This window comes from Thermosynechococcus sp. B3, from assembly GCF_030323045.1.
Lineage (GTDB): Bacteria > Cyanobacteriota > Cyanobacteriia > Thermosynechococcales > Thermosynechococcaceae > Thermosynechococcus.
Window position 1 is genome coordinate 2,488,933 of record NZ_CP097584.1, and the last position, 13,073, is coordinate 2,502,005.

Below are 13,073 nucleotides of genomic sequence, written 5' to 3' on the forward strand. Positions count from 1 at the left end.
GGAGAAACACTGCTTGTCACCGCACTTTTCACTCACTACCCCCCTGTACTACGTCAATGCCCTTCCCCACATTGGCAGTGCCTACACAACCATTGCTGCCGATGTGCTTGCTCGCTTCTATCGTTTGCAGGGCTATCAGGTGCGGTTCATTACCGGTACCGATGAGCATGGCCAAAAAATTGAGCGCACCGCCCAACAGCGGGGTCTCAGTCCCCAAGCCCACTGCGATGAGATTGCCGCTGGTTTTCAAGCCCTGTGGCAACAACTGCATATCCACTACGATCGCTTTAGCCGCACCACCAGTCCTCGCCACCACGCCATTGTCAACGAGTTTTTTCAGCGGGTATGGGACAACGGCGACATTTACCTCGGTCAGCAGCAGGGTTGGTACTGTGTCGAGTGCGAAGAATTCAAGGAGGAACGCGAACTGCTTGAGGGTCGGCGCTGCCCGATCCATGTGAATCGCACGGTGGAATGGCGAGATGAGCGCAACTATTTTTTCCGCCTCTCGAAGTATCAGCCGGCGCTTTTGGACTACTACGCTGAACATCCTGACTTTGTCCAGCCCCCTAGCCGTCGCAATGAGGTGCTGAGTTTTATTGAGCAGGGGCTTCAGGATTTTTCGATTTCGCGGGTGAATTTGGCGTGGGGGTTTCCCGTGCCCACGGATCCAGATCAGACCCTCTATGTCTGGTTTGATGCCCTCTTGGGCTATGTCACTGCCCTCTTGGAACCAGAAGATGAGCCAACCTTGGCCAATGCCCTCAAAACCTGGTGGCCGATTAACCTACACATAATCGGTAAGGATATTCTTCGCTTCCATGCCATCTCTTGGCCAGCAATGTTAATGTCGGCGGGCTTGCCACTGCCAGAGCAAATTTTTGTCCATGGCTTTCTCACAAAGGACGGTCAAAAAATGGGCAAAAGTCTGGGGAATACCCTTGATCCCTTTGCCTTGGTGGCGCAATACGGTGCCGATGCCGTGCGCTACTACTTCATGAAGGAGGTGGAGTTTGGCCGCGATGGTGACTTTAGCGAGACCCGCTTTGTCAATATCCTCAATGCGGATCTGGCCAATGATTTGGGCAATTTGCTCAATCGCACGCTGAAAATGGCTTGGAAATATACCGATGGGAAAGTACCCAATGTCCAAGGGTCAGCAATTCCGCGCGAGCATTCCCTGCGGCAACTGGCGGAGCACCTCTGCCAAACCTATGGCCAAGGGTATCGGCAACTGGCCTTCCATGAGGTCTGTCAACAGGCACTGACGCTGGCACGGGCGGGGAATAAGTTCCTTGATGAAGAGGCACCGTGGAAACGCTATAAGGCTGGGGAAACTCAAGCGGTGGCGGAGATTCTCTACTGTGTATTGGAGTCAGTGCGCCTTGTGGCCTATGTCCTTGCCCCGATTATCCCCCAACTGAGTGAGGCTATCTATGGGCAGTTGGGCTATAGTATTAAATTTAACGGATCAGTTGCCCCAGACCTTTTGGGCGATCGCCAAGCCCAGTGGGGTGTTTTACCTGCGTCACAACCTCTGGCCAATCCAGAGCCGATTTTCCAAAAACTGTCGCTGCCTGCAACTGTCGCCGATTCCCCTTGACGCGCGATACGCTAGAGGTATGACTTCATATTTCGATAACACACTTTTTTTGAGATGATTTCTACATGGTTACATCTTCGTCTTCAGCTATTTACACGCCAGAACAGGTGTTACAAAATCGCGGGCGCGTTGCCATTTTTATTGATGGCTCCAACCTCTTCTATGCAGCACTCCAACTGGGCATTGAAATTGACTATTCAAAACTCCTCTGCTACTTGACCCAAGGTTCCCGTCTCTTTCGCTCCTTCTTCTATACAGGGGTTGACCCCACCAATGAAAAACAGCAGGGGTTTTTGCTGTGGATGCGCCGCAATGGCTACCGTGTCGTCTCCAAGGAACTGGTTCAACTGCCGGATGGCTCGAAAAAGGCCAACCTTGATGTGGAAATTGCCGTCGATATGATGGCACTGGTGGGCTGCTATGATACGGCCATCTTGGTTAGCGGCGATGGGGATTTGGCCTATGCGGTGGATGCTGTGAGTTATCGGGGGGCACGGGTCGAGGTGGTGAGCTTGCGATCGATGACGAGCGATAGCCTGATTAACGTTGCCGATCGCTACATTGATCTCGAAAGCATCCGCGAAGAAATCCAAAAAGCACCCCGCCCAACCTATACCTATCGCCCCGTCACGGGTAGCCTGACGCCGCCCCCCATTGTGACTCCCCATTGGGAGCAAGATACCGCCGAAGGGAAAGATGAAGCTGCGCCCAATAAGTCACCCGAGACCCTAGAGAACCTAGACAACAATGCCTCTGCCTAGACCCCTCCTCCCCCTTTGCCTTGTACTGGCCTTGACAGGCTGCGGCTGGGTGGATCAATGGGTGGGCGAGGAACCCTCACCAGAACCAGAAATCACGGGGGAGGTCAAGCTGCAAAATCTGACCCTACGGCAAACCAATGCCAAAGGTGAACTTCTCTGGTTATTACAAGCGGCGGGAGCGCGCTATCGTGATGACGATCGCCAGCAATTGGAGATTCAAAACCTGACGGGGGAATTAAAGGCAGAGGGCAAAACTGTTTACAAGGTGCAAGCTAAGGCAGTCAATGTGCGGCAGCGGGATGGACAACTCTGGATTGCAGGCCGCACCACCGTCACTGATCTCCAGCAAAAGGGGACGATTGTGGCCGATCAATTGGTCTGGCAGGGCGATCGCGGCGTTCTCATTGCCCAGAAAAACTTGCAAGCCCGCTATCCCCAAGTCACTGTTACTGCTAAGCGCCTCGAAGCCGATAGCCAACGCCAAGAACTGCGTGCCCTCAATGCCGTTCAGGTGACCTCGTCAGCCAAGGAGGCCAAGGATTTGCAACTCAGTACGGAGAGTCTAGTGTGGCAGCAGCAACCCAATCGACTGTTGGCAGGGGTGATTGGTCAAGGGGGGGTCACCGTCCGCGGTGTAGCGGGCGATCGCCAAGGGCAGCGGCTGCAAGCCCAAAGAGCCATCTGGTCGATTAGCGATCAGGTAGTTACCCTTGAGGGGGGTGTTCAAGTGCAGCTTCCCAACCCTGCCCTACGGGTTGAAGGAGAAACGGTACGCTGGTTGATTCCGCAGCAGCAATTGGTAAGCGATCGCCCGGTGCGGGTGCAGTCCTCCACTCAAGGCATTCAAGGGCAGGCCAATCGTGGTGTCTTCCTGATGGCTGAAAACCGCGCCATCTTTGACAATGCCCAGATCAATAGCCAACCTCAACAGGCACAACTGCGTGCCCAACGCCTCAATTGGTGGATTCCCCAAGAGCGGGTGGAAGCCAGCGGTCAAGTGGAAATTCAGCGCCCCAATGCCCACCTGCGCACGGCTCAACTGATTTGGCGGATTCCTCAACAGGAAGTGGAAGCCCAAGGGGGCGTCTTTTACCGCCAGCGCAATCCCCGCATTCAAATTCAGGGACAGCGGGCAAAGGGGTGGCTCGATCGCCAAGAGGTGATTGTCAGTGGCAATGTCCGAAGTGAAGTACCGCTGCAACTACGCCTCCCCTAAACCGATGGTAGAGATAGCAACAATCTTTGCCCTATGAGTGCTGCACCATTGCAAATTCTTGACTTGGGGGGTGAGATTCTCCTCTTCCAGCGTTTGATTCCGGCTCACCAGTGTCAGCAGGTGATTGCTACGGCTGAGAAGGTGGGGTTTGAGGATGCGCAAATTCTCATGGGGACGGTCGATCGCTCAGTGCGCGGTGGCAGTTTGCTCCGCTTTGATCCCCAAGATCCCCAACAGGACACGATGCGGCAGATTCTGCTTCAAGCCACACAAACGATTCAAATCGTCCTCTACCAGCACTATGGCATTCGCTTTCCTGAAATTGAGAACTTCTCGATCCTGCGCTATCGCGTGGGCGAGGGCTATCGCCGCCATGTGGACAACCTGCTGCTGGCCAGTCGGCAAATGGAACTGGCGCAAGGTATCCCAACACGGGATGTGAGTTTAGTGGGCTATCTCAACGAGGACTTTCAGGGGGGAGAAACCTATTTCGATCGCCAAGGGGTGAAGGTCACACCCCGCACCGGTGATGTCGTTGTCTTTCCCGCCTACTACACCCATCCCCATACGGCTTTGCCCGTGGTGCAGGGGACTAAATATGCCTTTGCCACTTGGCTATTCTATTGATGGATGATCATGAACCCTTGAGGCAATAACTCAGCAACAACCATGACTGAACCTCTGCGCTTCAAAACCTCGCCCCTGATTTCTGGAACGCTCATTGCCCTCTATGGCGCACTCACACTTCCTCTCCCCTTTTTGGCGGCACAGACGGCGGCGCCTGTTTCACCCCTGCTGCTTTGGGGGGCGATCGCCTGTGGGGGCATTTTGCTCTGGGGGGCACTGAGTCAGCGGGTAGAACTGGACGCGCAAGGGATTTGCCTCACCTATCCCGGTTGGGTGCCCCCCTTCCTGCGGCGGCAGTGGCAACTGGCTTGGTCAGAGATTCAAGGGCTTCAGCCCCGCAGTACCAGCCAAGGGGGCTTGGTCTATTATCTAGTCACTGCCACAGGTCAGGGGTATCTTCTGCCGATGCGAGTGGCGGGGTTTGCCCAAATGATGCGTGCCATTGAAACCCATACCGGATTGCCCACAGAGGTGGTTAAGCCCCTTGCTCAGCCTTGGATGTACGGTATTTTGGCCGTCTTTACGCTGCTCTTGGGAGCGGTTGATCTGTGGATTTTGACCACTGTGGGATAATAGGGGCGTGTTGAAGTGCTGAGCGATGACCATGAGTGCGAATCGGTTTGTGGCCTATCTGCGTCGAGCAGTGGTGTGTTTGCTCCTGAGTGTCCTGTGCTGGTCAAGTATCGCCACGCTGCCGGCGATCGCCGCTATTCAAGTGCGGCTCTTTGACCTCAGTTACCACGAATGCCCGCCAGAAATTGGTGAAGGTTCAGTCACACCCGGGGGGACCACCCTCAAGGCCAACTGCTACCTGATTACTGGCAAAGCAGAGAATAAATCCGGCAAAACAGTGGTGGATGCCGATGTCTTTGGCCGCATCTACGATGCCAATGGCAATCCAGTGTTGCAAAACCGCACACGAGTTGGGGCAATTGATGTGATTCCACCTGGCATTAGCGATTTTGAAATTCGCATTAGCGTGCCCTACGACCAACCAACACCTTTGCAGTTGGAGCAATTTAAGGCCTCTGGCTTTACAGCAAAAGTGCGCGGCTAAGCCAGCCAATCTCTGCGCAAACTCGCACTGAGGGGCAAAAATTGTGATACCCTAGAACGCTTGATGCTCCCTTTTTTCTGGGAATCCTCTGTAGTGTCATTCCCAAAGGCTTCTGGTGTAATTTCTAAACCCTTAGCCATTTTTGGAGGGGTTCCCTGTTCTTCCTAAATCAAGGCACGTGTTGCGGTTGATGGACTGGTTTATCTCTAGAGGTTTGGGTTCAGGTGCGCATTCCCCTCGACTATTACCAAGTGCTGGGTGTGCCAATTCAGGCAACGCCGGAGCAAATCGAGCAAGCGTTTCAGGATCGGCTGTTGCAACTGCCCACCCATCAACACTCCCCCACCACCGTTGCCACCCGTCGTGAACTCATTGAGCAAGCCTATGCGGTTTTGCGAGAACCTGAGCAGCGCCATGCCTACGATCGCCACCGCCGTGCCGTTGACCCTGATGATTTGATTGCCCAGTTGGATCCCGATACCACCGCTCCCCACCTTGAAATTAGTGATCAGCAATTTTCGGGGGCGCTCCTCCTGCTCTATGAACTGGGGAACTACTCCCAAGTGGTCAAACTGGGAGAACAATTCCTAAAGGGGGATGCTTTTGATCTCAACCGCCCCTATACTTCCTCTGCCGTCGTTGCTGACATTACGCTGACTGTGGCTTTGGCCTATTTGGAATTGGGACGCGAGGAATGGCAGCGGCAGTCCTACCAAGCAGCCGCCTCTCGCCTCGCAGCCGGTCTAGGGGTACTTCAGCGGGCGAACCTGTTTCCTGAACTCCAAGAGCAGTTTCAGACGGAACTGAATCGCCTACGTCCCTACCACATTCTGGAGTTACTGGCACTGCCGCTATCCGATAGTGTGAATCGGCAGCGGGGTATTTTATTGCTGCGGGAGATGCTCAGCGATCGCGGGGGGATTGAAGGTCGCCATGACGATCACTCTGGCCTTGGGGTTGAGGATTTTCTGAAATTTATTTTGCAACTGCGCAGCCATCTCACCGTAGCAGAGCAACAGGAACTCTTTGAACGAGAATCCCGCCGTCCCTCAGCAGTAGCGACCTATCTGGCAGTGCATGCGCTGGTGGCACGGGGTGTACAGGAACTTCAGCCAAGCTATATTCGCCGCGCCAAGGATTTACTAGAGCGACTCTCTCCCAATCAAGACATCTACCTTGAACTGGCCAGTTGTTTACTGCTGTTGGGTCAACCTGCTGAGGCACTGGCCGCTCTCGATAAATCTCAAGATCAGCAGAGTCTCGCCTTTATCCGCCGTCATTCCCATGACTCCAGCGATCTGCTGCCGGGGCTGTACTACTACACAGAGCAATGGCTACGGGAAGAAATTTATCCTGCCTTTCGGGATTTGGGGGAAACGCCGGTGGCCTTGGATGCCTACTTTGCGGATCCCGATATCCAAACCTACCTAGAAGCTCTCAGTGACGACTCCTTTGCCCCTGAACCGCCCAGCACCACTGCCTCTGCCCTCCCCGAAGTCATTAGACCAACGGTGGCCGTGCCGCCGCCCGTCTCCTTCACAGCGGAAACGTTGCCCTTGGAGTATCATACTGGGCTGGGTCAAGGCTTTTCGGCATCGGCTGCTACCCGCTCTTCAACCGCCACGGAGACCGACACGCCCCCAGCATCCACTCCCAAACGGCGCCGCCCGCCAACCAGTCACCACAAAAAACGTCAGACTTGGTTTTGGATGGGTGCAGGGGTTGTTCTTGTTGGGTTAGGCGCCTTGGCAAAAGTCTATTGGCCAGCCAAAACGGCTGAAGCCCCCCCACCACCGCCAGTGACCCCGACGCCAACTCCTGTGGCAACGCCACAACCAACGACCTTAGCCACCACCTTAACGCCGGAGATGGCACGCGATCGCCTCCATCAGTGGCAGCAAATTAAAGCCAAAGCCTTGGGTATGACGTTTCAGGTGGACAAACTAGCAACGATTTTGGCGGAGCCAGAACTCAGCCGCTGGCGATCGCGGGCACAGAGCTTAAAATCCGAGGGCAGCCATTGGGTCTATACCCTCAAGAACCTAGAAGTGAAGGAAGTCCGTCCCCGAGGGAGCGATCGCGTGGATGTATTGGCGGAAGTCAATGAGGATGCCCGTTTCTATGAACAGGGGACGCTACGCAATGATATTTCCTATAGCGATCCCTACCGCGTCATTTACACCTTTACCCGTCGCGGCAATCAATGGTTGATTCAACGCATGCAGGTGGTTAGCTAAGGGGCATTTCCACCTGTCGGCCAAACTTGAGATTCAAGAGAGACAACGACAGGATAAATAGGAATAAGACCAGTCCCATCGTACAGGCGTAGTTTATCTCTAAGCGCTGAAAGGCATTCTCGTAGATGTAATAAACAATGGTCTTGGAGCTATTGAGGGGCCCCCCTTGGGTCATGACATAGACCTCTTCAAAGACCTTCGTGGCAGAAATTGCTGAGATAATGCTCACCAAAAGAATATAGGGACGCATCAGCGGTAAGGTAATATCCCAATGCTGTCGCCAGCCGTCACTACCATCGAGTGCTGCCGCTTCGTAGAGTTCACCACTAATCCCCTGAAGTCCCGCCAGATAGATCACCATGTAGTAGCCCAAGCCTTTCCAAATCGTGACGGCCATGACACTAAAGAGGGCGAGTTGGGGACTTGTCAGCCAAGGAATCGGGGTGTCCCGCAGATGTAGACCCTGTACCAGTTGGTTGAAGAGGCCATTGGGGGCATAGAGCCAGCGCCAAGCAATCCCCGCCACCACCATTGAGATAATCACGGGGCTGTAGTAGGCAGCACGAAACCAGTGGATGCCCCGCAGGGGTTGATTGACCAAAATCGCCAACAGCAGGGGGGCGATCGCCAGAATCGGCACCACTACCACTAAATAGAGGAAAGTATTGGCCAAGGTTTTCCAGAAAACACCATCGCGCCACAATTGCGCAAAGTTGGCCCATCCCACCCACACAGGCGGACTCAGGAGATCCATCTCATAGCGAGTGAAACTAAGGAAAAAGGCCTGTAGGGCTGGCCAAAAGACCGTCAGTGTGAGTAACCCCAAGGCAGGGGCAAGAAAGAGATAGGAGGTGAGCGATCGCCCTTTCATTGGCTGCGGGGGTGCTGTTGACGATAGGCACGCATTTGCGCCACAAACTCGCCAAAGAGATAATCAGCATCGTGGGGGCCGGGGCTGGCCTCAGGGTGATACTGCACTGAGAAAATCGGCAATGTTTGGTGCTTCAGACCGGCAACGGTTTTGTCATTGAGGTTAAAGTGGGTAATCTCAACGGGGGTTTGGGCAAGGGATTCTTCAGTAATGGCAAAGCCGTGGTTTTGGCTGGTAATTTCCACTTGCCGCGTCAGGCCAGCGGGCTGGTTCAACCCCCGGTGACCAAATTTCAGCTTGAAGGTTTCCGCCCCCAAAGAAAGTCCCAACAACTGATGCCCCAGACAAATGCCAAACATGGGACGCTGAGCCACCAGTAATTTGCGTGCGGTTTCAATGCCTTCCTGAACCGCCGCAGGGTCGCCGGGGCCATTGGAGAGGAAAATGCCATCGGGGTCATAGCTGAGAATCGTTTCCGCTGGCGTATCCGCCGGCACGACAATCACACGGCAGCCATAGCTGGCCAAGCGACGGAGAATATTGCGCTTCACACCAAAGTCAATGGCCACAACTGTTAGCGGTGGCTCTTCGCTGGCCGTTTGGGGACGAAATTCCCAGGCCGGGGGCGTTGGCTCTGTCCATTCATAGGGGGTGCGGGTGGTCACCACCTTGGCTAGATTTTGTCCCTGCATACTGGGAGCGGCAAGGACTTTTTGCAGCAGTTCAATGGGATCAAGGATTTCCGTGGAGATGCCGCCATTCATGGCACCGACAGTACGAATTTTGCGGGTGAGGGCGCGGGTGTCAATCCCATAAATTGCGGGAATGCGATGGGCTTTGAGGTAATCAGGTAAGGATTGTTGCGATCGCCAGTTACTGGGAATGTCACAAATATGGCGAGCAACCGCACCGCGCACTTGGGGGCGATCGGATTCATCGTCTTCGGGCGTGGTTCCGGTATTGCCCAACTCAGGGTAGGTGAATGTCACGATTTGACCACAATAGCTAGGGTCGGTGAGTACCTCTTGATAACCCGTCATGCCGGTGTTAAAAACCACCTCTCCAATGGCCGTTCCCGGTGCCCCAAAGGAAAAACCGCGAAAGACTGAACCATCGGCAAGAACCAGCAAGGCGGGTGTCGGCATTTCAATATCTCCAACTGGGAAAGCCCAATAGTTTATTGTGCATGATAAAGCCGGCCGTTGACTGCACAAGAATTCTCTGATGTTTTGATTTTCTTACTTGCGGCGACTCACCTGTTCGGTTAGATAATCTGCCGCTGTGGCCACTAGGGGAATAATCCGTGCATAGGGCATCCGCGTCGGCCCTAGAATGCCAATACTGCCCACGGGGGAGTCCCCATAGCAGTAGCAGGAATAGACCAATGTACAGGACTGCATCGGCGCTAAGGTATTTTCACTGCCAATGCGGATTTGCACCTGCGAGGGGGCTTGGGTATCGGCACTGATCAAGGGAGCCAGTTGATCCTGTTGGTCTTCGAGAAGATGCAGTAGCATTTGTACCTGCTCCACTTGGGAAAACTCTGGCTGCTGGAGAACATCGGCAAGACCACTGATGACAAAGGAGGTGCCTTGCTGGCTGTAGCGATCGCTCAACTGCCGCAGTAGGGTCTGAAGCTGCTGACTGTAGGTCTGAAACTCCAAATCCAGTTTTTGCCAGTCAATGGCACTGAGTTCCACCAGCGATCGCCCCTGCAACTGATGGTTAAGAAAGTTGGTCAGTACCTGTACAGTCCGCTCCCGCAGCTCAGGCTCCTCTTCCCCTTGATCCAATTGGATCAGGGCGGATTGGGTTTCATAGGTATCGAGAACAAGAATGACCATCACTTGGTGCGGCTCTAAAGCCACCAGCTGAATGAGGCGAATCTGCCGCTCCAAACGATTGGGCAGCGTGATCAGCGTAATGTAACCGCTGAGATCTGAGAGCAACTGCGCCGCTTGCCGCAAGATCACCTCAAGACGTTGTTGTCCCCAGATAAACCGCTCACTCAAGAGGCTCTCGGCTTTGCGAGCCACATCGGGAATGGGCTGGATTAGTTCATCCACATAGACGCGATAGCCAGAATCAGAGGGCACCCGCCCTGCGGAGGTGTGGGGTTGGTAAAGCAGGCCACTTTTTTCGAGGAGCAGCATCGTATTGCGCACCGTGGCCGGGCTGACGTTGAGGTTGTATTCCGTGGCGATCGCCTTTGAGCCAACAGGTTCTGCGGTGGCAATGTAATGGTTAATGGTGGCGCCCAGAATTTGCTTTTGGCGATCGCTGAGTTCAATCGTCATAACCCCTTACACCTGTGACTTGTTATCTGTGTTTTTTATCTATCTATAAACTAGCCTTTGTATTTCAGCAATTCTGAGTTGCAACTTGCCGCTATGGCGATTGGTCTTTTGTGACTATAGCTATTCCAATCAAGAATGAGATATTATCCAGCACAATACTTGCGAATCACCTCATCAATCGAACTGTTTGACCCTGCATACATCCGCGCTCGCTTCAGCGCACTGAAGTCGTGCTCAATTACATTCAAATCAGGAGAGTATTTCGGTAAAAATAACACCTCGTGACCCGCCGCTTTGACCGCTTCCTGAATCGCCCCTTTCGGATGAATCGGTGCATTATCCATAATCAACAACGAAGGTCTCTTTAATGCCGGCAAACAGTACTGACTCAGCCAGCTCACAAACCCTACCGCATTCAAGTATCCGCAAAACAGCATTGGGGCGATGAAGTCTTTCTGGTGTCTATACCGTCCTGCGACTAAACTCTCTCTTTTCTGACGCTTCCCCGCTCGCTCTCCATCAATTCGTTGGCCTCGCGCTGACCACCCATACTCACACTCTACTCGAGAGTCAAACCCCGTCTCATCGATATAGACTACCGTTTCCTCCCCATGGCTCTCTACCCATGTGTCGAGCTGCTGTTGATACGCTTGCCGCTCTTCTTCACACCGTTCTTGGTAACGCATCTGTTTTTTTTTCGGGTGATGCCCATCTGGGCGAGGGCATAACTAATGGTGGAAACTTGAACGCCAAATCGCTGGGCACGGTCGATTAAACGGTCATCGGGATGGGCAGCAACATCGGCTGCTAAGGCCGCCCAATCCAGCTTCCAAGGACGACGGGGGACAACTGTGGGGGCTAAGTCGTCTCGCTTCAGCCAGCGATGGATAGTGGCGCGGCTCACCTGAAAAATTTGAGTCGCTTCACTGATTTTGCCACCTTGCTTGATATAGGAGACAACCCGCTCTCGTAAGTCCAAGCTATAGCTCATATTCTTGAGTAACATTCATGACTCTTTGAGTATAGCTTATCCCTCTTGAAAATATCTCATCTCCTTTCGAAATGGCTATAAAAACTCAGCTAGAAATGGCTAAGCAGTACTGCCAATGGGGGATTCCCAAATAAATTGCAGATGGATCGACCAAGGCTGGCAGGGGCGGCTGGTCACCTCGATCGCCCGCAAAAATTCCCGTAGATAAAACCGTTGCTCCGCTGCCGAGAGTTGGTACCAAAATTGCGGCTGACCAAGGGTCACCGCTAGTTGCACAAGATTGCTAGGAGGCAATTGCGCCTGCTGTGCTTCAAGTTGTGCCCGTTCCCCAGCCAGTTTATAGCGGCGCAGTTGAGCGGTTTCGGGATCCAAGAGGCCTTGGGCTTCTAGTTCGGCAAGGCGGTGCAGTTGGGTTTCAATTGCTTGCAGTTGAGCCGTCAGCGGTGGCGGCAGCAGCGACAGTTGGGCGATCGCGGGCGGCAGGCGCTCAGCAATTTGATCAATCACAGCAGCCAAAGCCGCGTCGTAGGGAATGCTGCGACACTTGGGGGAGAGGGGACAGTGGAGGGGACGCAAATAGGCATATTGGCTCGGTTGGCGGTAGGGTTGCACCTGAGTCCGGCCAAAGCGTTGCTGACATTGGCGGCAAATCACCAATCCCGCCAGAGGATGGGGGGCACTGGCACTGCGACGAGGCAGAGAGCGTTGGCGTCGCAACAGCCGATCCACCTGAGCCGCTTCATCGGGGGCAATCAGGGGGGCATGGGTCTGGGGAATCACCGTTTTCCCTTGGTAGTAGAGATGGCCGCGATAGACGGGGTGGGTCAACCAGCGCCGACCGGTCGCTACGCTAATCTGCTTGTGGTGGGTGGTGGCAATAAAGCGCACCGCCGCACTGAGGGAGCCATAGAGGAGAAAATGCTCGACAAAATCCTTGACGACAACGGCTGCCGCTCGATCAATGACATAGTGCTCTTTGCCGCGGCGATAGCCATAGGGAGCACGACCCGGCGGCGGACGGTGCTTGAGACGATTGCGGGCATGGCTGTGGCAGAGGGTTTGCTGGTGGAGTTGCTGCTTTACCTGATCCCAAAGGGCTAAGAGTTGATCGCCACTGGGGGGGCGATCGCTCACGTAGCCTTCGGCTAGGGCAATCACGGTAATACCCGCTGCCTCCAGTTGCCGCAGGCGATCGCTCACTTCCATCACCGTTTGGCCAAGGGCACTTAATTGGTGCAACAGCCAATAGCCCGGTGCTAACCGCTGCAACCAGTACCGCAACTGCGGCCGAGCAGCCTCCGCATCCAGTACCCAGTGGTCAATCTCCTGCCCCCACACTTGGGGATCGGGTAGGGGCTGCCAGAGGGGATCAATGTACTCGTAGGCAATAATGACCACACATTACATCGTCCT

The 13,073-nt window shown here is 54.3% G+C and carries 11 protein-coding genes and 1 pseudogene; 7 read left to right on the top strand and 5 right to left on the bottom strand.

Annotated features, from left to right (window positions below; translation table 11 throughout):
* Positions 1 to 13: 13 nt before the first annotated feature.
* The 7 genes from metG to M0646_RS12325 all read left to right on the top strand — a co-directional run bounded on the left by metG (position 14) and on the right by M0646_RS12325 (position 7,501).
* Positions 14 to 1,603 (top strand): methionine--tRNA ligase, encoded by a 1,590-nt coding sequence (gene metG / locus M0646_RS12295; RefSeq protein ID WP_286649697.1) that lies wholly within the window; start codon positions 14 to 16, stop codon positions 1,601 to 1,603.
* Between the two features lie 65 nt (positions 1,604 to 1,668).
* Positions 1,669 to 2,364: an NYN domain-containing protein gene (locus tag M0646_RS12300; RefSeq protein WP_149821272.1), complete on the top strand. Its 696-nt coding sequence runs from the start codon at positions 1,669 to 1,671 to the stop codon at positions 2,362 to 2,364.
* Positions 2,351 to 3,580: an LPS export ABC transporter periplasmic protein LptC gene (gene lptC, locus M0646_RS12305; protein WP_286625913.1), complete on the top strand. Its 1,230-nt coding sequence runs from the start codon at positions 2,351 to 2,353 to the stop codon at positions 3,578 to 3,580. Before M0646_RS12300 ends, lptC begins: the two co-directional genes overlap by 14 nt.
* A gap of 33 nt (positions 3,581 to 3,613) precedes the next feature.
* Positions 3,614 to 4,207 (top strand): 2OG-Fe(II) oxygenase, encoded by a 594-nt coding sequence (locus M0646_RS12310; RefSeq protein WP_286625914.1) that lies wholly within the window; start codon positions 3,614 to 3,616, stop codon positions 4,205 to 4,207.
* 42 nt (positions 4,208 to 4,249) lie between these two features.
* Positions 4,250 to 4,780, top strand: a complete 531-nt coding sequence (locus M0646_RS12315; RefSeq protein WP_149821278.1) for a hypothetical protein — start codon at positions 4,250 to 4,252, stop codon at positions 4,778 to 4,780.
* A 25-nt stretch (positions 4,781 to 4,805) separates the two neighbouring features.
* Positions 4,806 to 5,264, top strand: coding sequence for a hypothetical protein (locus tag M0646_RS12320; protein ID WP_286625915.1), 459 nt, complete (start codon positions 4,806 to 4,808; stop codon positions 5,262 to 5,264).
* 224 nt (positions 5,265 to 5,488) lie between these two features.
* The gene (locus tag M0646_RS12325; RefSeq protein WP_286649698.1) at positions 5,489 to 7,501 is read left to right on the top strand and encodes an IMS domain-containing protein; all 2,013 of its coding nucleotides are present in this window, start codon (positions 5,489 to 5,491) and stop codon (positions 7,499 to 7,501) included.
* Here the strand turns inward: M0646_RS12325 and M0646_RS12330 are convergent.
* The 5 genes and pseudogenes from M0646_RS12330 to M0646_RS12350 form a co-directional block, all read right to left on the bottom strand.
* Positions 7,494 to 8,372, bottom strand: a complete 879-nt coding sequence (locus M0646_RS12330; RefSeq protein WP_149821285.1) for a carbohydrate ABC transporter permease — start codon at positions 8,370 to 8,372, stop codon at positions 7,494 to 7,496. The genes M0646_RS12325 and M0646_RS12330 overlap by 8 nt on opposite strands.
* Positions 8,369 to 9,517, bottom strand: a complete 1,149-nt coding sequence (gene carA / locus M0646_RS12335; RefSeq protein WP_286649699.1) for a glutamine-hydrolyzing carbamoyl-phosphate synthase small subunit — start codon at positions 9,515 to 9,517, stop codon at positions 8,369 to 8,371. Before carA ends, M0646_RS12330 begins: the two co-directional genes overlap by 4 nt.
* Before the next feature lie 93 nt (positions 9,518 to 9,610).
* Positions 9,611 to 10,669: a heat-inducible transcriptional repressor HrcA gene (gene hrcA, locus M0646_RS12340; RefSeq protein WP_286649700.1), complete on the bottom strand. Its 1,059-nt coding sequence runs from the start codon at positions 10,667 to 10,669 to the stop codon at positions 9,611 to 9,613.
* 143 nt (positions 10,670 to 10,812) lie between these two features.
* Positions 10,813 to 11,660: pseudogene (locus tag M0646_RS12345) on the bottom strand (IS630 family transposase).
* Positions 11,661 to 11,759: 99 nt separating this feature from the next.
* A complete protein-coding gene (locus tag M0646_RS12350) occupies positions 11,760 to 13,058 on the bottom strand; it encodes a recombinase family protein (protein WP_149821291.1) in 1,299 nt (432 codons plus the stop codon).
* Positions 13,059 to 13,073 lie beyond the last annotated feature (15 nt).

Coding starts and splice junctions, on each gene's coding strand:
- M0646_RS12300 (WP_149821272.1), top strand. CDS start 1,669: ATGGTTACATCTTCGTCTTCAGCTATTTACACGCCAGAACAGGTGTTA.
- lptC (WP_286625913.1), top strand. CDS start 2,351: ATGCCTCTGCCTAGACCCCTCCTCCCCCTTTGCCTTGTACTGGCCTTG.
- M0646_RS12310 (WP_286625914.1), top strand. CDS start 3,614: ATGAGTGCTGCACCATTGCAAATTCTTGACTTGGGGGGTGAGATTCTC.
- M0646_RS12315 (WP_149821278.1), top strand. CDS start 4,250: ATGACTGAACCTCTGCGCTTCAAAACCTCGCCCCTGATTTCTGGAACG.
- M0646_RS12320 (WP_286625915.1), top strand. CDS start 4,806: ATGACCATGAGTGCGAATCGGTTTGTGGCCTATCTGCGTCGAGCAGTG.
- M0646_RS12330 (WP_149821285.1), bottom strand. CDS start 8,372: ATGAAAGGGCGATCGCTCACCTCCTATCTCTTTCTTGCCCCTGCCTTG.
- carA (WP_286649699.1), bottom strand. CDS start 9,517: ATGCCGACACCCGCCTTGCTGGTTCTTGCCGATGGTTCAGTCTTTCGC.
- hrcA (WP_286649700.1), bottom strand. CDS start 10,669: ATGACGATTGAACTCAGCGATCGCCAAAAGCAAATTCTGGGCGCCACC.